The sequence below is a fragment of the Flavobacterium erigeronis genome, from assembly GCF_054075165.1.
The window spans coordinates 1-20769 of the sequence record NZ_JBSKGP010000008.1 but is presented as its reverse complement, the minus strand read 5'-3'; the positions used below and the strand labels follow the sequence as shown (position 1 = coordinate 20769).

At 36.2% G+C, this 20769-nt stretch carries 12 protein-coding genes; 8 read left to right on the top strand and 4 right to left on the bottom strand.

What is annotated here, in order from left to right; all coding sequences use genetic code 11:
* Positions 1-9: 9 nt before the first annotated feature.
* The 7 genes from ACWA1F_RS16060 to ACWA1F_RS16030 all read left to right on the top strand — a co-directional run bounded on the left by ACWA1F_RS16060 (position 10) and on the right by ACWA1F_RS16030 (position 13844).
* Positions 10-1494 (top strand): alpha-L-fucosidase, encoded by a 1485-nt coding sequence (locus tag ACWA1F_RS16060; RefSeq protein WP_456895003.1) that lies wholly within the window; start codon positions 10-12, stop codon positions 1492-1494.
* A gap of 11 nt (positions 1495-1505) precedes the next feature.
* Complete coding sequence (locus ACWA1F_RS16055) at positions 1506-3749, top strand: GH92 family glycosyl hydrolase (RefSeq protein ID WP_456895001.1); 2244 nt, start codon at positions 1506-1508, stop codon at positions 3747-3749.
* 13 nt (positions 3750-3762) lie between these two features.
* A complete protein-coding gene (locus ACWA1F_RS16050) occupies positions 3763-6423 on the top strand; it encodes a glycoside hydrolase family 3 N-terminal domain-containing protein (protein ID WP_456894999.1) in 2661 nt (886 codons plus the stop codon).
* 263 nt (positions 6424-6686) lie between these two features.
* The gene (locus ACWA1F_RS16045) at positions 6687-9773 is read left to right on the top strand and encodes a SusC/RagA family TonB-linked outer membrane protein (RefSeq protein ID WP_306156305.1); all 3087 of its coding nucleotides are present in this window, start codon (positions 6687-6689) and stop codon (positions 9771-9773) included.
* A gap of 16 nt (positions 9774-9789) precedes the next feature.
* Positions 9790-11376: a SusD/RagB family nutrient-binding outer membrane lipoprotein gene (locus ACWA1F_RS16040; protein WP_456894996.1), complete on the top strand. Its 1587-nt coding sequence runs from the start codon at positions 9790-9792 to the stop codon at positions 11374-11376.
* Positions 11377-11619: 243 nt separating this feature from the next.
* Positions 11620-12672, top strand: coding sequence for a sialidase family protein (locus tag ACWA1F_RS16035; protein ID WP_456894994.1), 1053 nt, complete (start codon positions 11620-11622; stop codon positions 12670-12672).
* Between the two features lie 206 nt (positions 12673-12878).
* On the top strand, positions 12879-13844 hold the full coding sequence (locus ACWA1F_RS16030) for a M20/M25/M40 family metallo-hydrolase (RefSeq protein WP_456894992.1): 966 nt from the start codon (positions 12879-12881) through the stop codon (positions 13842-13844).
* A 226-nt stretch (positions 13845-14070) separates the two neighbouring features.
* Here ACWA1F_RS16030 and ACWA1F_RS16025 read toward each other — a convergent pair whose 3' ends face one another.
* Positions 14071-14436, bottom strand: a complete 366-nt coding sequence (locus tag ACWA1F_RS16025) for a winged helix-turn-helix transcriptional regulator (RefSeq protein WP_125721855.1) — start codon at positions 14434-14436, stop codon at positions 14071-14073.
* Between the two features lie 81 nt (positions 14437-14517).
* Here ACWA1F_RS16025 and ACWA1F_RS16020 point away from each other — a divergent pair, with 81 nt between their 5' ends.
* A complete protein-coding gene (locus ACWA1F_RS16020; RefSeq protein WP_456894990.1) occupies positions 14518-15393 on the top strand; it encodes an NmrA family NAD(P)-binding protein in 876 nt (291 codons plus the stop codon).
* Between the two features lie 107 nt (positions 15394-15500).
* Here ACWA1F_RS16020 and ACWA1F_RS16015 read toward each other — a convergent pair whose 3' ends face one another.
* The 3 genes from ACWA1F_RS16015 to ACWA1F_RS16005 form a co-directional block, all read right to left on the bottom strand.
* Positions 15501-16835, bottom strand: a complete 1335-nt coding sequence (locus ACWA1F_RS16015) for a hypothetical protein (protein ID WP_456894988.1) — start codon at positions 16833-16835, stop codon at positions 15501-15503.
* A 37-nt stretch (positions 16836-16872) separates the two neighbouring features.
* Complete coding sequence (locus ACWA1F_RS16010; RefSeq protein ID WP_456894986.1) at positions 16873-19266, bottom strand: TonB-dependent receptor; 2394 nt, start codon at positions 19264-19266, stop codon at positions 16873-16875.
* A 267-nt stretch (positions 19267-19533) separates the two neighbouring features.
* Positions 19534-20526 (bottom strand): FAD:protein FMN transferase, encoded by a 993-nt coding sequence (locus ACWA1F_RS16005; protein WP_456894984.1) that lies wholly within the window; start codon positions 20524-20526, stop codon positions 19534-19536.
* Positions 20527-20769: the final 243 nt, after the last annotated feature.

The following is a 20769-nucleotide window of genomic DNA, read 5'->3' as shown; positions in this document are numbered from 1 at the left end:
AGATTAAAGATGAAAAGAGGAATATTCATTATCGCCCTTTTATTTTCAGCTCAGCTATTCGCGCAGGCGATATATGAAGATGAAAGATACGTACCAGAAACTGACCCGTTAGTATTGAAAAACTTAGATGAATGGCAAGGCAAAAAATTTGGTCTGCTAATGCACTGGGGAACTTACAGCCAGTGGGGTATTGTTGAATCTTGGTCTATTTGTCCAGAAGATTACGGTTGGTGTGAACGTAAAAAAGGGAGCAATCCTGCTAGTTACAATCAATACATCGCAGATTATGAAGGGTTGAGAAAAACTTTTAATCCAGTAAAATTTGATCCTGCAAAATGGGCTAAAGCGGCTAAATATGCGGGAATGAAATACATGGTTTTTACAACAAAACACCATGACGGATTTAACATGTACGATACTAAATATTCTGATTATAAGATTACGAGTAAAGATGTTCCTTTCAATACAAACCCGAAAGCAGATGTTTTAAAAGAGATTTTCAACTCATTTAGAGGAGAAGGAATTTCAACAGGAGCGTATTTCTCTAAACCAGATTGGCATAACGAAAACTATTGGGATCCATACTTTCCTCCATTCGATAGAAACGTAAACTACGATCCGTCTTTATATCCAGAAAAATGGCAGAAATATGTTGATTTTACGCACAACCAAATTATGGAAATCTTGACTAATTACGGAAAAGTTGATATTCTTTGGTTAGACGGAGGATGGGTTCGTAAGAGAGACCAAGTGAACATCAAAGAAAACTACGATGAGAAGTTTGCAGAAAACGAATCTAAAAACGGTTTCATCAAACACAGAGTAGTAGATCAAGATCCGAAAATGGATGAATTGGTGGTTAAAGCGCGTCAGAAACAACCAGGATTGATCGTAGTAGATAGAGCCGTTCACGGTAAAAACCAAAACTATTTAACGCCAGAAGGACGTGTTCCTGCTAAAACATTGCCTTATCCTTGGGAATCTTGTATTCCTGCTGGCGGCGGATGGTCATATTCTCCAGGCGCTACTTACATGACTGGAAGACAAGGTATTCACATGTTAATTGATATCGTGGCGAAAGGCGGAAACTTATTGTTAAATGTTGCGCCAAGTCCAGAAGGAGAATGGGATAAAGGAGCTTACGATTTATTGCAAGCTTATGGAGATTGGATGAAAGTAAACAGCACAGCAATTTACAACACCAAACCAATCGAGCCTTATAAAGAAGAAAACATTTGTTTTACACAAAATAAAGCGGGGAATGTATTTGCCTTTTATTTAGCTAAAGAAGGAGAAGACAAAATTCCTGCAACAGTTACAGTAAAATCGATCAGCCCTAAGAAAGGAACGAAAATTACAATGTTAGGATCTAAAACTTCATTGAAATGGGTAAAATCAGATAACGGATTTACCGTTACTATTCCAGAAAGTTTAAGAAATAATCTTCCTGCAAAAGAAGCTTGGACTTTAAAAATCGAAGCGATTAACAGATAAGAACGAAGCCTATGGTTTTAAATACAAATAATAAATTCAAAACAGCATGTATTTTGTACATGCTGTTTTTTAGCATCAGCATTTTTGCGCAGGAGCCTGCAGATTTTGTCAATCCAATTATTGGGACTTCCAATTTTGGAGCAGCATTTCCTGGACCAATTGCGCCGCGCGGAATGGCAAGTATTAGTCCGTTTAATGTGGCGGGAGTAAAAGGTACACCGATGGAAAAAGACAGCCAATGGCTTTCGAATCCGTATGTGAATGAAAATACGTTTTTGACAGGATTCAGTCAGGTGAATTTAAGCGGTGTCGGCTGTCCAGAATTGGGTGTTATTTTATTGATGCCAACAACTGGAGCAGTAGAAATCGATCATTTAAAATACGGTTCGACTTATTCTAAAGAAGTGGCAAAAGCGGCGTATTATAGCGTAAACATCGACAAGTATAAAGTAAAAGGCGAATTCACGGCTTCAAAACGAGCTGGGGTGAGCAGATTCACTTTCCCGAAAGGGCAATCAAACATTTTGCTAAATCTTGGATTAGGTTTAACGAATGAAGAAGGCGCGATGATAAAAGTAGTATCGTCGACAGAAATTGAAGGAATGCGTTCGGTGGGTTCGTTTTGCTACAACAGCCCAGAAGATGCTTATCCCGTTTATTTTGTGGCTCAATTTTCTAAACCTGCCGATAAATTTGGGATTTGGAAAAAACCTGCAAAATACAACGGCGTTGAAGCGCAATGGATGGGTTACAACGGAAAAGCTAGAATAATGGAAAATACGATCAAAACCGTTGTAGGTGATAGTATTGGAAGTTATTTTACTTATAAATTTGAAAAAGAAGAAACAGTTGAAGTGAAGATCGGAATTTCGTACGTAAGTATCGAAAATGCCCGTGAAAACTTAGCAAAAGAAGTAGGTAACAGATCTTTTGACGCCATTTACAAAGAAACCTACAACGAATGGAACGAAGAATTGTCTAAAATTCTGGTTGAAGGTGGTACAAAAGATGACAAAACGATTTTCTATACGGCTTTGTATCACACTTTAATTCACCCCAATACTTTAAATGATATTAACGGAGAATATCCCGTAATCAAAAGAACTAAAATTGGTAAAACCGATGGCACACGTTATACCGTATTTTCTTTATGGGATACGTACCGAAATGTGCACCAGTTGATGTCTTTGGTTTATCCAAAACAGCAATCTGATATGGTAAAAAGCATGTTGAGCATGTTTGATGAAAACGGCTGGTTACCGAAATGGGAATTGAATTCGACAGAAACTTTTACGATGGTTGGTGATCCTGCAAGTATTGTAATTACAGATACTTACTTAAAAGGAATTCGTGATTATGATGTCAATAAAGCGTATTACGCAATGTTGAAAGGCGCAGATCAGGTGGAACATAATCCGCTTCGTCCGGGATTGAAAGATTATATCAAAAAAGGATATCTAACGACAGATAATAAAGGGCCAGTTTCGACGACTCAGGAATACAATATTTCAGATTATGCTATTTCGCTTATGGCCAACGAATTTGGGGACAAAGACAATGTAAAACGTTTTAAAAACCGTTCGTTATCGTATAGAAAATTATTTGATAAGAATCTGAATTTACTTCGTCCAAGAACTGCAAACGGAGATTGGTACGAACCATTTGATCCTGCTTCTGGAGCAAATTTTGAAGAAAATGTTGGTTTTATCGAAGGAAATGCGTGGCAGTATAATTTCATGGTTCCTCATGATATCATCGGATTAAAGAAATTAATGGGCGGCGATCAAGCATTTTCGGCACAATTGCAGAAAATCTTCGACATGAAGCAATTTGATATGGCGAATGAGCCAGATATTGCCAATCCGTATTTGTTTAATTATGTGAAAGGTGAGGAATACAAAGCTCAGGATCATGTAAAAAGACTGGTTCGCGAATATTTCAAAAATGAACCGAAAGGATTGCCAGGAAATGATGACACCGGAACGATGTCGGCTTGGTTGGTGTATTCGATGATGGGAATTTACCCGATTTCTCCGGGAGATCCAATTTATACTATTACAACGCCAATGTTTCATAGGGTGACGATTAAATTAGATCCAAGATATTATAAAAAAGAAAGCATTGTAATTGAAAGACAAGTCAATAATGATGGGAAAATCAATTCGATTGAGCTAAACGGAAAAACACTTAATACTTTTTTTATTTCACACGATGATTTTGTGAATGGAACAAAGCTTAAAGTGATTCAAAATTAAAATACACACAACTATGTTACAATTAAGAATGAGAAAAACAGCCATTATTTTTGTAATGGCTGTTGGCTTTTTTAACCAAAGCCATGCCCAGAAAAAGTATCCGTATCAGGATGCCAAACTGCCGGTAGAAGAGAGAGTACAGGATTTGTTAAGCCGTATGACACTTGAAGAAAAAGTGCGTCAGATGGATATGTACAGAGGAGATTTTTTTAAAGAAAAAGAAGATTTTGCTAAAGGTAAATCGGCTGAAAAAATAGGGAAATTAGGAATTGGAGCGATCCACGATCTTTATCCGCGTTCAGCGAAAATGATAAACGACCTTCAGACTAACGTAATTAAAGGAAACCGTTGGGGAATTCCTGCGTTGATTATGTGCGAAATGCTTCATGGTTATTTGGACGAAGGAAGTACAGCTTTTCCAATGAACATTGGACTTGGAGCAACTTGGGACGTAAATGTTCTGGATAAAGTGGGTAAAGTAATCGGTATGGAAGCCCGTGCTCATGGAGTTCACTTTGGTTTTGGTCCAAATTTAGATTTAGGACGTGAGCCACGTTGGGGGCGTGTTGCGGAAACGTTTGGAGAAGATGCTTTCTTAAACAGTGAAATTGGTTTGGCTTTTATTAAAGGATTGCAAGGAGACGATTTAAAATCAGATCGTTCAATTATCGCAGAACCGAAACACTTTGCAGTTCACGGTATTCCGCAAGCGGGAGGAAATTCTTCTCCGATTTTGGTAGGAGAACGTTCGGCTCGTGAAGATCATTTGCCTTCTTTTAGAAAAGCGTTTACAAAAGGCGGTGCATTGGGAACGATGTGTGCGTATTCTGAGTTAGACGGAATTCCATGTGCGGCAAATCATTGGTTATTGACAGATGTTTTGAGAAAAGAATGGGGTTTTAAAGGAATCGTAGTTTCAGATTTAGGAGCTATTAAATACATCCAAACGACTCATAAAGTGGCAGATTCTCCAAAAGATGCTATTAGAGAAGCCGTTTCTTCTGGTGTTGATATGCAGTTTTACGATTTTTCAAACGAATTCTGGCAGAATACCATTATCGAATTGGTTAATGAGAAAAAATTAACGGAAGAAAACATTAATCGTGCTGCGGGCGGTGTTTTACGTTTGAAATTCTTATTAGGATTATTTGAAAATCCGTTTACAGATAAAAACCTGATTAAAGAGCGTTTTCATACTGCAGCAAATCAGGCTGTTGCATTAGAAGCAGCTCAAAAATCGATGATTTTATTGAAGAATGAAAACAATCTTCTTCCATTGAAAAAAGATCTTAAAAACATTGCGGTTATCGGACCAAACGCTAATGCTTCAAGATTGGGAGGTTATTCTCCTAAAAATAGTGTTGGAACAACGGTTTTTGAAGGTATTCAGCAAGTAGTTGGCAAAACGGCAAATGTAGTTTACGAAGAAGGCGTACCGCTGATCGTAAAAGGGCAGGCGATTCCATCTAAATATTTATTTACTTCTGACGGATCTCAAAACGGATTAAAAGGGGAATATTTCAATAACAGAAATTTAGAAGGAACTCCAGCTTTAACTCGTATTGACAGCCAATTAGAATTTGACTGGCCTTGGGCTCCTGGTGATGGTGTGAATGTGGATGATTTTTCTATTCGTTGGACAGGTTATATTCAATCAGATAAATCATTTGACGGTTGGTTAGGTTTAAGTTCAGACGACGGAATCAGAATGTGGGTTGATGATGTATTGGTTGTTGACAACTGGACAAAAGGTGCTACAAGTATTGTTACAACGCCAAAAAATATTGAAGCAGGTAAGAAATACAAAGTCCGCATTGAAATGTGGGAAGGAGGCTGGGGAGCTAGAGCTCACTTGCGCTGGAACTTAGAAAAAGTAAACATGCAGCCAGCGATTGAAGCCGCTAAAAAAGCAGATGTTGCGATTGTAGTTTTAGGAGAATCTAACGAATTGGTGGAAGAAAACCGAGACGTTGCCGATTTGAATTTACACGGAATACAGCAGGAATTAATCGAAGCGATTCAGAAAACAGGAACTCCTGTAGTTTGTGTGTTATTAAACGGACGTCCGTTGTCGACAAACTGGATTGCTGATAATATTCCAGCGATTATTGAAGGATGGTTCCCTGGAGAATTTGGAGGTAGAGCCGTTGCTGACGTTTTATTCGGAGATTACAATCCAGCAGGAAGACTGCCAATTACAGTTCCGAAATCAGTTGGGCAGTTACCTATATATTATAACCAAAAACCTTCTGCGATTCACAGATATGTCGCAGAGAGCGAAAATCCATTATTCAATTTCGGTTTTGGTTTGAGTTATACCAAGTTTGAATATTCAAATATGGCTATCAGCTCGACTGAAATTAAAAAAGATGGCGAATTGAAAGTTTCAGTTGATGTTAAAAACGTTGGAAATTTTGATGGAGACGAGGTTGTTCAGCTTTATGTAAATGATGTTTACAGCAGCGTTACAACACCAGAAAAAACATTAAAAGGTTTCAAAAGGTTGTTCATTAAAAAAGGAGAAACCAAACGTGTCGATTTTACACTTACAAAGGATGAGCTATCTCTCTGGAACAGAGAAATGAAGGAGGTTGTAGAGCCAGGAGATTTCGAAGTTTTAGTCGGCGGAAATTCGGTCGATTTGTTAAAAAATAAATTCAAGGTTTTGAACTAAAAACCCGAAAACGCCGAAGATATTTCGGCGTTTTTGCTTTAAAAAAATGAATACAATTATAAAAGGCTTAAATCTCTAAATTATTTGGGGTTTAGGCCTTGTAAATAAACAAGACTAGGATTACAAATGAAAACGTTTTCTTTCATTTTTGGACTAAAGATTCACCAACACCTTTTCAAAATTGTCATTTGTCGAAATTTTGATTCGTTAACAAAATGTATTCTTAAGTTTAACATGTTATTAACTCTAAAAAAACAACTAATATGATTAAAAGCGTACTAAAATTACTGTTGGTCATATGCCTTTTTGGTTTCCAAAGCCTAGAAGCGCAGACTACAGTAAAAGGAACGATAACAGATGCTCAAACTGGGATTCCAATTCCTGGAGCAAATATTATTGTTAAAGGAACTAAAACAAGTGCTTCTACCGATTTTGACGGTAAGTATGCGATTAGTGTTCCAAATCAATCAGCAGTTTTAGTTTTTACCTATGTAGGATCTGCTACAAAAGAAGTTGCTGTTGGATCACAAACTACAATTAATGTATCTTTAGGCCCAGATACACAGCAGTTAGGAGAGGTAGTTGTTACAGCTCTTGGTATTAAAAGAGAGAAAAAAGCAATTACGTATTCTGCACAGAACGTTTCTGTAGACGAGCTTTCTGAAGCAAGATCATTAAACGTTGCGAACTCACTTTCTGGTAAAGTTGCAGGTCTTAACTTCTCTACAACTTCAAATGGTGTTGGTTCTTCTTCTAGAATTACTTTAAGAGGTAACAGATCTCTTAACGGAAACAACCAACCATTATATGTAGTAGACGGTGTGCCAATTAGTAACGGTACAACTACTGGTAACCCTGATATTGATACAGGAGGTACTACACAGCCAGATGGTATTTCTAACATTAACCCAGAAGATATTGCGTCGATGACTGTTCTTAAAGGACCATCTGCTGCGGCTCTTTACGGTTCTAGAGCATCAAATGGTGTAATCGTTATTACAACTAAATCGGGTAAATCTGGAAAAACTTCAGTTACATTATCATCTAACTTTATGGCATCTTCTGCTTATAATTTGATGAACTTGCAAAATGAGTACGGTCAAGGTACAAATGGAGCTTATGTTTCTAACTCAAGTTCAAGCTGGGGTGCTCCTCTAGACGGACGTCAGGTTTCTGCATGGCAGTTAGTTCGTAACCCAAATTATGCTGGACCAGCTACACAAAGTTACATTGCACAGCCAAACAACGTTATTGATTTCTACAAAACAGGTTATAACTTAGCTAATACATTAACAGTAACTGCTGGTAACGAAAAAGCGCAAGGTTATTTCTCTTATACTAACACACGTGCTGAAGGTATTGTTGGAGGAAACCAAATGGACAGACACAATCTTAACTTAAGATTGACAAGCAAAATTTCTGATAAATTATCTTTGGATGTAAAAACAAACTACATCGTTCAAGACATCGATAACTTGTTAAGAACAGGTGAAGAATCTATCGGAACATCTGCTTACTTATTGCCTCGTAGTATCGCTTATAACGATTACAAAGATTTCGAATTTTTTGATGCTGCAGGACAAAGACAAGTAAACTATTTCTTAGACGAAACTGGAGCTCCAGGTGGAAACCCATTCTGGTCTGCTTTACGTGACGATGCTCGTACAGACAAAAGAAATAGATTTATTGGTTTAGCTTCTCTTAAATATGAGTTTACAAAAACATTAAGCTTACAAGGTAGAGCTGGTTTAGACCAAATGACAAACAAAAACGTAAGAAACAGATACGCTACAAATGCATTCAACAGCAACATGGGTTCATACAGCGAATCTTATGAAACTGTAAGCGAATTAAACATTGATGCTTTACTTTCTTACAGCGAAAAATTTGGAGATTTCTCTATTGGTCTTAATGGAGGAGCAAGTTCATTGCAACAAAACAGTTCAGCTTTAAACTCTGGTGGTGTTTTAAGTAAAAGAAACTTCTTCGCATTGTCAAACGTACAAACTGTTCAATCTACTTCTACAGCTTCAGAAAAAAGAATTAACTCTATCTACGGATTTGGTCAAATTGGTTTCAGAAACTACTTATTCTTAGATTTAACAGCTAGAAATGACTGGTCTTCTACATTGCCACAAGATTATTTCTACCCATCTTTCGGACTTTCTGCTGTTCTTTCTGATATGTTTACATTGCCAGAAGTAATCAGTTTTGCAAAACTTAGAGCTTCTTACGCAGAAGTTGGTAACGATACAGATCCTTATCAGACACAGCAAAGATTCTCATACATCGGAGGAAACGGTGGTATGTTATACGGACAAAACACAAAAGCAAATCCAAACTTGAAGCCAGAGATTTCTTCTTCTAATGAGTTTGGTGCAGATGTTAGATTTTTCAACAACCGTTTAGGTTTAGATTTCACTTACTTTAAAACATTAACAAACAACCAAATTTTCTACATCAACACTCCTGAGTCTTCTGGATATTCTAGAGCAATCGTAAACGGTGGAGATATTGAAAATAAAGGTATCGAGTTAACGCTTTCTGCAACTCCAATTCAAACAGAAAACTTCTCTTGGGATATTACAGCAAACTACGCTTCTTATAAATCAAAAGTTAAATCTATCTTTGAAGGACGTGATGAATTAGTAATTGGTGAAGGACGTTTAGTTAGAAGTAAAGTTGTTCAAGGTGGTGAGTACGGTGATTTATACATCAAAGGTTTCCAAAGAAACGAAGCTGGACAAATCATTGTAAACAGTGCAGGTATTCCATTAGCAACAAATGGTTTTGATGTTCGTGCTGGTAACTTTAACCCAGACTGGACTGCAGGTTTCAAAAACAACTTTAAATACAAAGATTTCTCTTTAAGCTTCTTGGTTGATTTCAGAATTGGTGGTGAAGTTATTTCATACACTCAAGCTAGACAAGCTGGTTTAGGGGTGAGCGATATTACTTTAGCAGGAAGAAATGGTGGAATCATTGTTGATGGTGTAGTAGATAACGGAAACGGAACTTACTCTCCAAACACAGCAAGCATCAATGCTGAACAATACTGGACAGCAATCGGACAAAGAACTCCAATCGCAGAGCCATTCGTTTATGATGCTACAAACATCAGATTAAGAGAGCTTGTTTTTGGTTATTCAATGCCAAAAAAATTATTAGGTAACTCAGGATTTACAAGCATCGATTTCTCATTAGTAGGTAGAAACTTGTTCTTCTTCTTAAACAAAGCAGAACACTTTGATCCAGAAGCTGGAGCAGGTACAGGAAACTTACAAGGGATAGAATCTTTCAACATTCCTTCAACGAGAGATTATGGAGTTAATGTTAAATTCGGATTTTAATTAAAAAAGAGATATCATGAAATATAGTTTTAAAATAAAAACACTAGGAATTGCTGTAGCGATGCTATCTACTTTTTCTAGCTGTACAAAGGACTTCGACGAAATAAACAAAGATCCTAATTCATTGACTGAAGATCAGTTGGATGCTACTTTAGCAGGTCCTGCATTTGCATCTGCACTATATGCAGGTATCCACAACGGTTCTTATTCGTCGCCAGGTGTAGATGATCAAGGTACTTGGGGTATTGCTACAGGTATTTTATCATCAACTTTCATCCACTACTTAAACTGTGGATACGGAACAGAAAGAAATGCTTTCGTAAACGGATACGAAGGTAGAGGATGGACAAGATTTTACACAGTTGCGGCTCCAGCTTTAACAAATGCTTTTAAAGCATCTGAAGGAAATGCAGAAGCTACTGCGGTATTAAAAATCTGGAAAGTTTTTATGTACAACCAAATGGTTGATGCTTACGGACCACTTCCTTACACTGAAGCTGGTAACGGAAAAGAAAAAGTTCCTTACGATAGCGTAGAATTTATTTATGCAGACTTCTTCAAATTATTAGACGAAGCAAATGCTACATTAAGTTCTACTTCTGCAACTTCAGTTGCCTCTCTTGCCCCAAACGATAGAGTATACGCAGGAAGTGTTGACAAATGGAGAATCTTTGGAAACAGTATGAGATTACGTTTGGCTTTAAGAATTTCTGATAAAGAACCTACAACTGCAAAAACTCAAGCTGAAGCTGCTGTAGCTGCCGGAGTTATGCAAACAAACGATCAGAGTGCATTCTTTAAAGCAAGCAACATTACTCCAAACAATTTAAACATGATTGTAAATAGCTGGGGTTATGTAATGACTTCTTCTATGGAAAGTATCTTAGTAGGATACCAAGATCCACGTTTATCAAAATGGTTTGCCCCAATCGCATCAGGAGTATATAGAGGAAACCCAGTTGGAGGTTTAGAAGATCAATTTGGAACTACTGAATTCTCTAAATTTAATAATGACGAATTAGGGAATGGTCCAAATAATACACGTAGCGAAACTAAAAACATCGAAATCTTTATGGCTTCTGAAAACTACTTGAGTAGAGCAGAAGGAGCTTTAAATGGATGGAACATGGGCGGAGATGCAAAAACATTATACGAAACAGGTATCAGATTGTCTCTTGCACAATGGGGATTCACAGATGCTGCTGTAGTTAATGCTTACATCAACGGAACAAGTTTGCCAACATTACCAAATATCTTAACAGTATATCCAACATTAGACTTGCAAGATATTCCAGTTAAATTGCCAGTTGCTTGGTCTGCATCTACTGCTGATCAGAGAACTCAGATTGCAGTTCAAAAATACTTAGCAATTTTCCCAGAATCTTGGGAAGCTTGGGCAGATTTACGTCGTAGCGATGCTAAAGTAATCTATCCAGCTTTAAACACAGATAACCCAGATGCTGGAGTTGGTAAATCTTTAATGAAAAGAATTATTTACACTACAAATGAGTACTCATCAAACAAAGCGGCTGTAGAAGACGGAGTTTCTAAATTAGGAGGTCCAGATTCAGGTGGAACAAGACTTTGGTGGGACACAAAATAATTAATTTGGTAAAGTAAAAAGTCAATCGATTTGTTACTTGAACAGAAGGAGAGGTAACTCTCCTTTTGTTTTTTTTAGCCCTTAGTGCTTAGTCCCTAGTTGTTAGTCCTTAGCTCTTAGTCTTTACTAAGTAACTTCAAAAAATAAGCTAATAACTAAAAAAAATAAGGACTAACGACTAACCACTAAGGACTAAAAAAAAGGACTAAGGACTAAAAGACTAAGTACTAAAAAAAATAAATAATGAATTTCAAATTAAAAACTACCGTCATCGTTTTAGCAGCATTTTTATTTTCAAATAATGCAATACATGCTCAAATGAAAGCGGTTAATATAGAAAGCGGCTACATTGCAGATCCGCCTGCAACGCCAGCAAGTCACGCATCGACTTTGGTAGAATACAAGCCAAACGAAATTTTAGCAGCTTGGTTTGGCGGAAAATATGAAGGTGCGAAAGATGTCGGAATTTACATTTCGGCCTATAAAGACAAAAAATGGTCGGCACCTATAAATCTCATTCAGCCGTTGATTAAAAACGGAGACACGCTTCCATGCTGGAATCCAGTTTTGTTTAAAAGCAAAAGCCAGAATTTGTATTTGTTTTATAAAATTGGAAAAAATCCGAGAGAATGGTTTGGCGCTATGATTGTTTCGAAAGATAACGGAACAACCTGGGGAGAACCGAAATATCTTCCAGACGGAATTTTAGGTCCAATTCGAAATAAACCAATCGAAACTACACCTGGCGTAATTTTATGCGGAAGCAGCACAGAAAGCGTTAACACAGACGAATGGCGCGTACATATTGAAGAATATACAGAAGCAACAGATTCTTGGAAGAAAATTGCGGTAGAAAACAATCTGAATTTTGATATTATTCAGCCTACATTTTTAATCCATAGCGCTACCGATATTCAGATGCTATCTCGAAGCAAACACAACAAAGTAGTTGCCAGCTGGTCGGGAGACAATGGAAAAAGCTGGATTCGCACCAATACAATCAACGTGATTAACTCCAATTCGGGAATAGATGCATTAACAATAAATAAAAACATGTTTCTGCTAGTAAATAATCCGTTGCCAATGGGCAAAGATTGGTTTAACGGAAGAAATGTTTTAGATGTTGAATTTTCTAGAGACGGTTTAAGATGGAGTAAACTGTTTGATCTCGAAAAACAAGAAAAAGGAGAGTTCAGTTATCCAGCCATCATCCAGACTACAGACAAAAGAATACATGTTTTATATACTTACGATCGAAAATATATTAAACATACCGTTTTTGAGCTTAGTTTATAAAACTCTTGTGGAACGTGGATAAAACTGTTTTTTTTGTTTCACGCAGATTTAAAAAGATTTTAGCAGAAAGCACAGATTTATTTTTTAAATCATTTTATTAAATAAAAAAGGAATCTATTAAATCTGCTTAAATCATTTTAAATCTGCGTGAAACTAGAAACAAAAAAATCCGTTCAATCCGCGTTCCATTTTTTAGACAACGAAATATGAAAGTTTTAAAAAATAGCATCATCTTGGTAAGTTTCTTCTTTTTGAGCACTATTTCAAACGCTCAGAACATGGCACAAACCTTTTATAAACACGATAAATATTTATCATCGGATAAGATGGAAGGCCGTTTTCCTGGAACTAAGCAAAACAATAAAGCGGCGGCTTACATTCAGAAGCATTTTAAAAAATACGGATTAAAAGAATTCGGAAATTCTTATTACCAGCCTTTTAAAGTTTTTATAAAAGAAGGAATCAATAAAATGAAATCGGATAGCGTGGTGACTCAAAATGTTGTAGGCTATATCGAAGGTTCAGATCCTGTTTTAAAAAACGAATACATTGTAATCGGTGCGCATTATGATCACTGGGGTTGGGGCGGACAAGGTTCTGGAAGTAAAAAGAAAGAAGCTTTTGCGATTCATAACGGAGCAGACGATAACGCTTCTGGAGTTTCGGCTTTGCTGTGCATTTTAGAAGAAGTTTCTAAGATGAAAATAAAACCAAAACGAAGCATCATTTTTATTTCGTTTAGCGGAGAAGAAGAAGGATTAATTGGTTCAAAATTTTTTGTAAATCATCTTCCAGTTGCCAAAGAAGCCGTAAAAGTTATGCTGAATATGGATATGGTCGGTAGATTAAACGATAAAAAAGAACTTTACATGGGCGGTGCGGGAACTTTTCCTAACGGAGTAGAATTGATGAAAAGCCTCCAAGAAAACAGCGGATTAAATCCTGTTATACACGCAGGCGACGTGGGAGGTTCCGATCATGTTTCTTTTTATAAAGAATCTATTTCGGCGGTTGGTTTTCACACAGGTGGGCATCCTCAATACCACACACCCGATGATGATATCGATTTAATCAATTTTGAAGGCGGTGCTTTGGTCTCAAAATATATTTTTAATGCATTAACAGCAATCGCAAATTATAATGAAGATTTGGTTTTTATTAAGCAAAACTAAAATTCTATAGTATGCTGATTGCGCTGATTTTTTTGTTTCACGCAGATTTAAAAAGATTTTAGCAGAAAGCGCAGATTTATATTTTAAATCATTTTTAATTAAATAAAAAAAAAATCTGTCAGATCTGCCTAGATCATTTTAAATCTGCGTGAAACAGAAAAAAAAATCAGCGTCCTTAACAAGTTAAGTTAATTAGTTTTTGTTTTTTAAAAGAAGGCGGTGTCTATCAAATAGTATAGACGCCGTCTTTGACTTTAAAAGCCCATGCAGCCATGGCATCAATAACAGGCAATAAACCAGTTCCTGCATTGCTTAATTTATACGTTACAAATGGCGGTACGACAGGTTTTGCCTCGCGAATTACTAATCCGTCTGCTTCTAATTGTTTTAAATGCTGAATGAGCATTTTTTCTGTCACAGCCGGAATGGCTCTTTTCAATTCGCTATAGCGCTTATCTCCGGTCGATAAATGATATAAAATAATAGGTTTCCAGTAGCCTCCAATTTTCTCCATAACAAAAGTCACGGGACATTTTTCCAATGCATACTGCTTGTTTTCCTGAATAGTAGACGATTCTTTAATTGCGGTCATAATACATACTTTAGGGTAAGTACTTGTGTAAAAGTAAGTACAAATATACCTTTGTCTTGTTAAATAAAAAAACATTTTAAGATGAAAATTATAATTTCAGGTTCATTAGGAAACATAGGAAAGCCATTAACGGCACAATTAGTACAGTCAGGACATGACGTAACGGTAATTAGCAGTAATGCAGATCGAAAAGAAGCAATTGAAAATCTGGGCGCAAAAGCCGCAATAGGATCAGTTAGCGATGCCGATTTTCTTTCTCAAACTTTTGCAGGAGCAGATGCCCTTTTTGCAATGACTCCTCCAAATATGGGTGGCATTAATATTGTTAAAAATACGACTGATGCAGGTACCGCTTTCGCGAAAGCAATCCAAACCGCCAACATCAAAAGAGTGGTAATGCTAAGCAGTATTGGAGCCGATTTGCCAACAGGAAACGGACCAATTGCAGGTTTGTATAACATTGAGAAGATTTATGAGAAATTAGATACTTCTATCACGTTTTTACGAGCAGGATATTTCTATTTTAATTTCTTTAATGATATCCCAATGATAAAAGGAGCGGGGATCATGGGAGCCAATTTTCCTGCATCAAACCAAATTCCGCTAGTGCATCCAGAAGATATTGCTGCAGCCGCTGCAGAAGAGTTGCAGAAAACTCAGGAAGGGAAAAACATTAAATATATTATTAGTGATGTAAAAACACCTTCAGAAATTGTAAAAGCGTTTGGAACTGCCATTGGCAAACCAGAACTTCCGTGGGTTGAATTTACAGATGAACAATATTTTGGCGGAATGACGCAAGCTGGCGTTCCAGAAGAAATGGCAGGATTGTATACCGAAATGGGAACGGGCTTAAGAAACGAAACCATAGCCGCAGATTTCTTAAACAATGATGGAAAGGTAAATGGTAAAATCAAATTAGAGGATTTCGCAAAAGAATTTGCTTCAAAATTCTAATCATAAAAAAACATTCCGCTTACTATAAATAGAAGCGGAATGTTCGATTAAAAAAAAACTCAAGTGAATGAAATTTTTAGAGATTGTTATTCACAACCTTTTATATTTTAGAATACCCCAATGTAGTGGTTTCCTGGTTTGTTTACCAATTTAGCACCTTTAGTAACTTTTCCAGAAGGAATATCAATTACATAAATGTTACCATCTTTTCCAACTGGTGTTACAGCGATGTAGAAGTTGTTTCCATCAACAACAAAACCTTGATATTGTCCGAAATTCAAATCAGCATCGTAATCAATTCCTTCTACTTTTGTAGCTGTTTTTGCGTTCAAATCTAATCTAGCTAGATAACCTTGCTCAGTTCCTTCAAAAGTATATACCGCATAAGCAATTCCGTTTCCAGCATATCTCCATGCATCGATATAACTTCCTTTAACTCCTAAAGCTGTATCTAAACTAAATACATAAGAATTGTCATATTCGTTGTTTTGGTTGATTTTTAAGATGTAAGAACCTTTTTGAGCATCTCTTTGTGTTGCTTGGTAAATATTACCATCTGTAGCCACAAAACTGTTGAAACTTCTGTATCCGCTTGTATCTCCAAAACCTACAGTCGAAGTAATAACTTTTGGATTTTCTAACGAAGGATAATCAACAATAACAGATTTTGAACCTAAACGAGTGAAAGAAGATGCATTTTGTCCTGTTGCAGGATCTGTTTTACGCATCCAAGTTCCAATGATAAGTTTGTTTCCTGCTTTGTTTAGCGTTGGAGCATCTAGACGGAAAATATGGTGTCCTTGTGCTTCTTCTTCAGCGCTTAACGGAATTTCATATTGTTTGAATGCAGAAATTAGAGTTTGCTTCATGTCTAAAGACAACACAGTAGCTTTTCCTCTTGTATTTTTATACGTCTTGTCCTCATTCGTATTTACTATTGGAGTACTTACGTTTACTGCAACACCTGTTTTATCTCCGTCAAAAAGTTTTACCCATCTTGGAGAAGTTCCAGCATATTGAGAAATATTTACTTTTGCATTAGATTCAATAAATTTATTAGCTCCAGTAACTTGGTACGTCATAAATTCTCCACCGTTTGCGCCTGTATACGTAATATTGAAAAGAGTATTTCCATCTACAGAAGACTGTAAACGAGCCGTTCTGTTTGACTGAACAGCAACTCCCTGATCGTAAACATTTACAGAAAAATTAGGATCAATTGCATTTTCTTTACTAATAGCAAAAACTCTAGTTCCACCGTTTCCATCACCTGGATCTGTTTGCATCAAAGCTCCTGCTACAGTAATCCATCTTCCGTCTGTTATTGGATTCACTGGTTCTGCATTTTCATTTTTGTTATCATCGCTGCTGCATGATGCAGTCAACGCTAATGCACCTAGTAATAAACCAGAGGTAAATAGTTTAAAGTTGTTCTTTTTCATATTTATGGATTTAAAAAATTAGTTATTTATAATGTGATTAAAATTTACTGATCGTGTAATTTAGCTTGATGTAAAAAGATCTTCCTGGTTTTTGAGCAGCAAAATTGTCATAAACCTGTTCGTCAAAAATATTTTTAGCATCAAAGCTTACTATAAATTGTTTGTTTGGAAATGCATAACTTAAACCTAAATCCTGCGGAAATTGAGCTGTAGTTCTATCAATCTCAAGCCAAGAAGTGTAGAATGGAGCTACATAGCCACAATAGTAATAGAGGTTAAGTTCTGATTTGCTTTGAATTAAATTTTTGAAATTGTATTGCAGATTTCCATTTATATTAAAGAAAGGCTCATTTGGCAATTGCTTGTTATAATAAGAAAGCAGATTTCCGTTAGCGTCATATTTCTGTTTATAAACCGAATTGAATTTAGAAAGATTGACACCCGCAAATAATTTATCTTTAAACGAATATTGAACAGAAGTTTCAAAACCAACAGATTGAGATCTTCCTAAATTAATAAAAGGCGTTGCTTGCACCGCTTCGTTAACACGATCGCTGATTTGTCGAACAATTTTATCTTGAATATTTCTCCAAAAAGCATTTCCGTAAAATGAAAATTTATGATGATTGATTAGATACGGACCTAATCTTAAACCCACGTTAAGGTTTTCACTTTGCTCAGGACCTAAATTAGGATTGCTTAGAACATTCTCGCCTGGTAGTCCAAAAATTTCATTTTCGTTAGGCAATCGAATAGCTCTTTCGGCAGAAAGCATTAACATTGCCTTTTGTAAAAAAGAATAAGAACCTGCAAAACCATAACCAGTAAAATTGGTATTTCTTGAATCGGCTTCAAATACTAGATTACTCTGACCATTTTGATTACTTAATTTAGGAGTAACCTGTTCTGTATTTAAATCATAATTTTTTAGAAAAAGATTAGTTTTTAAACGAGATTTGAAAGCCTGCATTTCGTACGAAGCTGAAAAAACATTTTTTTCTAAATCGCGTGTAGCTAAAAAATTACGAACCAATTCTGGCAACATTTCATCCAAATCATTTCGGTCCACGCTATAGAACATATTATTTACTAAAACTTTATGGTTGTCGGTAATAGTGTATGTTAAACCAGCTCGTGTATTAAAAATATCTGATCTTTGATGCAATATTGTTGGCGCTCCCTGTTGTGCTCCTTGAGTTGTTGTGGTAGGCTCGCCATAAAGACCCAGCGCTTTTTCGCCATCCCAATTATAATTCCATTTTACGGTGTCATTGATTACGTCATTTCTGTGGCTGTAAACAGAAATTAAAGAGAAATCAAGTTTTTTAATCAAGAAATCTTTTTTATTATAATTGATGCTGAAAACATTGGCAGCAGATTCGCTAAAGCGCCCTTTGTAAGGTTTGGTCATATATTGTCCGTGCTGAATCTGGTTGTAATCTTCAGAACCATTATAGCTGATAGAAAAATTATCGGCCCATTTTACGTCTGTAAAACCTGCTTCAAGTCTTCCTCCATATGATCTGTACATACTTTCGAATCGTTTTGCTCGTATGTAATCGTAACGTCCATTTGGCAGAATGTTATAGACGAATCTTCCCCAGACTTCATAATCATTATCAGAATAGTTTTGAAATCCGTTTGCTTTAACAGTAAAGCCAGATTTGTCTCTATAAGTCGTACTGAAATTGGATTGTATCGTATTAAAAGAACCATAAGAAACAGACGCTGCAATCATATTTTTAGATCCCTTTTTAAGTATGACGTTAATAGCTCCTCCTAGCGAATCATCTGCTAAGTACCCAGGAACTACACCTTTGTATACTTCAATTCTTTCAATTAAAGCGGGTGGAATGCTGTTTAAGCTAAATGATGCCCCATAAGTCTGAATCGGAATTCCGTCAATAAAGATGCGTATGGCATTTCCAGACATTCCATTAATGTTGTAGGTAACACTAGAGCCTAGGCCTCCATTCTGTCTAATCCTTACGCCACCAGAACGATCTAATAAATCGTTGGTTTGCAGATTTCTTTGTGCTGCTTCCTGTGTTTCAATTACGTTTACAGCAAAACCTTTTTCCATTATTTCTTTTCTGATAGAAGATTTCTTAATTACAACTTCTTGTAAATCTTTAGGAGCATTTCTATCTAATGAAATGTTGAATTCGGTATTGGGTTTATTCACATTAATTTTGGCAATTCTTGTTTGGCCTTCCATAGAAGAAGTTTCTAAAATGTACTCGCCATACTTTAGTCCTTTGAATTCATAACGACCAAAATCATTTACAATAGCATATTTTTGGGTTCCCTTGATAATTACGGTAGAACCGTAAGCTAATTCATTGGTTCCAAAAGTCACTTTTCCAGTAAGATTTCCAGATTGCGACCAAGCTGAAATAGTAAATAAAAATAGAAGTAAAGTTGTTCTCATATTGAGTCTGCATATAAAAGTGCCGCAAACTTATATGATAATTTAAATTTAATCTAAATAAAGCTATTAGAAGATTATTAGAATTGCAGGAATGGTTCTAATGTTTTTTTAATGTTATTTTTTTGAAACCATATAAGTCAAGTAAGACTATTTACGGTTTATAGTTTTTAACCGCAAAGAGCGCAAGAATTTTAGAGTAACTTTTAAAAGCGCAAAGTTCGCAAAGCTTTATCAAAAAAACTTTGCGAACTTTGCGGTTAAATCAATCTACAATTTATAAGCAAAATTCTTAGACTTAATAACTTTTCCTTTGTCTGTAATCATTACACAACTATAGTTTGGAAATTTTTGAAGTAAAAGCAAACCTTCTTTCTGGCCTAGAACCATCATAGAAGTGCTCAATCCGTTGGCGGTTTCGGCATTTGGACCGAAAACCGTTACACTGCACAAACCAGTTGCGGGATAACCAGTTGCAGGATTTATAATATGGGAATAACGCTTTCCGTTAAAAACGACAAACTTTTCATAACTACCTGAAGTAGTAACAGCGCCTTCTTTCAGCGGAACAGCAGCTAAAATCTTCTCTGGTTTAAACGGATTCGTAATTCCAATTTTCCAATCTTTTCCGCTCGGCTGTTTTCCCCAAGTACTCATGTCTCCAGAACCGTTTATAATTCCTGCCTGAACTCCTTTTGTAATCATCATGGCACGGCATTTATCAGTTGCATAACCTTCGCCTAGAGCGCCAAAACCAATTTTCATTCCCTTTAATTTCAAGAAAATGGTCGATTCTGTACTGTCTAAAATGATGTTTTTATAGCCCACTTTTTCTACCGATTTTTTTATAGCTTCCGCCGAAGGCATTTCGGTCATGGAACCGTCAAATTTCCAGATGCGATCTAAAGCAGCAAAACTAATGTCAAATCCGCCATTGGTTATTTTAGAAAATTTAATTGCTCTTTGCGTCAATTCAAAAACTTCACGATCAACTTTTACAGGTTTTATTCCAGCATTCTGATTGACTTCAGAAACCTGAGAATCGGATTTCCAATCGGAGATTAAGTTTTCAATTCGCGTAATTTCGCCAATAACAATATCAATATTCTGTTCAGCCGAAAGCGAGTCTTTATCGACAATACTAATGTCAAAACGTCCGCCCATAAGAAGCGTTGTTCTTTTTCTTAAAACTTGCGCGTTAGCGCAAAAGTTTTGAAGTATTAAAAAAAGAAATAAGTATTTATATAGGGTTGATTTATACATGAAATCAAATTATAATATTTAGTTGAGCTCCAGAGGAGCATAATATTTATAGATATATTACATTGTTGCCAATTTAAAGCTCCAGAGGAGCGATATATGCCGCCCCGCTGGGGCTTTTTTTCGGGAGGTCACATTAAATCTATAAATATGTCATCCCTCTGGGATTTATTTAAAAGCCGAATTCCAAAAATTAAATTAGAAAATTAAAATCCCAAATTCCAAAAAAAAGAGCGCAGCGATTTT

What these genes read in the sequence shown, in the direction of transcription:
- ACWA1F_RS16060 (WP_456895003.1), top strand. Translation starts at nt 10, where the DNA reads ATGAAAAGAGGAATATTCATTATCGCCCTTTTATTTTCAGCTCAGCTA.
- ACWA1F_RS16055 (WP_456895001.1), top strand. Translation starts at nt 1,506, where the DNA reads ATGGTTTTAAATACAAATAATAAATTCAAAACAGCATGTATTTTGTAC.
- ACWA1F_RS16050 (WP_456894999.1), top strand. Translation starts at nt 3,763, where the DNA reads ATGTTACAATTAAGAATGAGAAAAACAGCCATTATTTTTGTAATGGCT.
- ACWA1F_RS16045 (WP_306156305.1), top strand. Translation starts at nt 6,687, where the DNA reads ATGATTAAAAGCGTACTAAAATTACTGTTGGTCATATGCCTTTTTGGT.
- ACWA1F_RS16040 (WP_456894996.1), top strand. Translation starts at nt 9,790, where the DNA reads ATGAAATATAGTTTTAAAATAAAAACACTAGGAATTGCTGTAGCGATG.
- ACWA1F_RS16035 (WP_456894994.1), top strand. Translation starts at nt 11,620, where the DNA reads ATGAATTTCAAATTAAAAACTACCGTCATCGTTTTAGCAGCATTTTTA.
- ACWA1F_RS16030 (WP_456894992.1), top strand. Translation starts at nt 12,879, where the DNA reads ATGAAAGTTTTAAAAAATAGCATCATCTTGGTAAGTTTCTTCTTTTTG.
- ACWA1F_RS16025 (WP_125721855.1), bottom strand. Translation starts at nt 14,436, where the DNA reads ATGACCGCAATTAAAGAATCGTCTACTATTCAGGAAAACAAGCAGTAT.
- ACWA1F_RS16020 (WP_456894990.1), top strand. Translation starts at nt 14,518, where the DNA reads ATGAAAATTATAATTTCAGGTTCATTAGGAAACATAGGAAAGCCATTA.
- ACWA1F_RS16015 (WP_456894988.1), bottom strand. Translation starts at nt 16,835, where the DNA reads ATGAAAAAGAACAACTTTAAACTATTTACCTCTGGTTTATTACTAGGT.
- ACWA1F_RS16010 (WP_456894986.1), bottom strand. Translation starts at nt 19,266, where the DNA reads ATGAGAACAACTTTACTTCTATTTTTATTTACTATTTCAGCTTGGTCG.
- ACWA1F_RS16005 (WP_456894984.1), bottom strand. Translation starts at nt 20,526, where the DNA reads ATGTATAAATCAACCCTATATAAATACTTATTTCTTTTTTTAATACTT.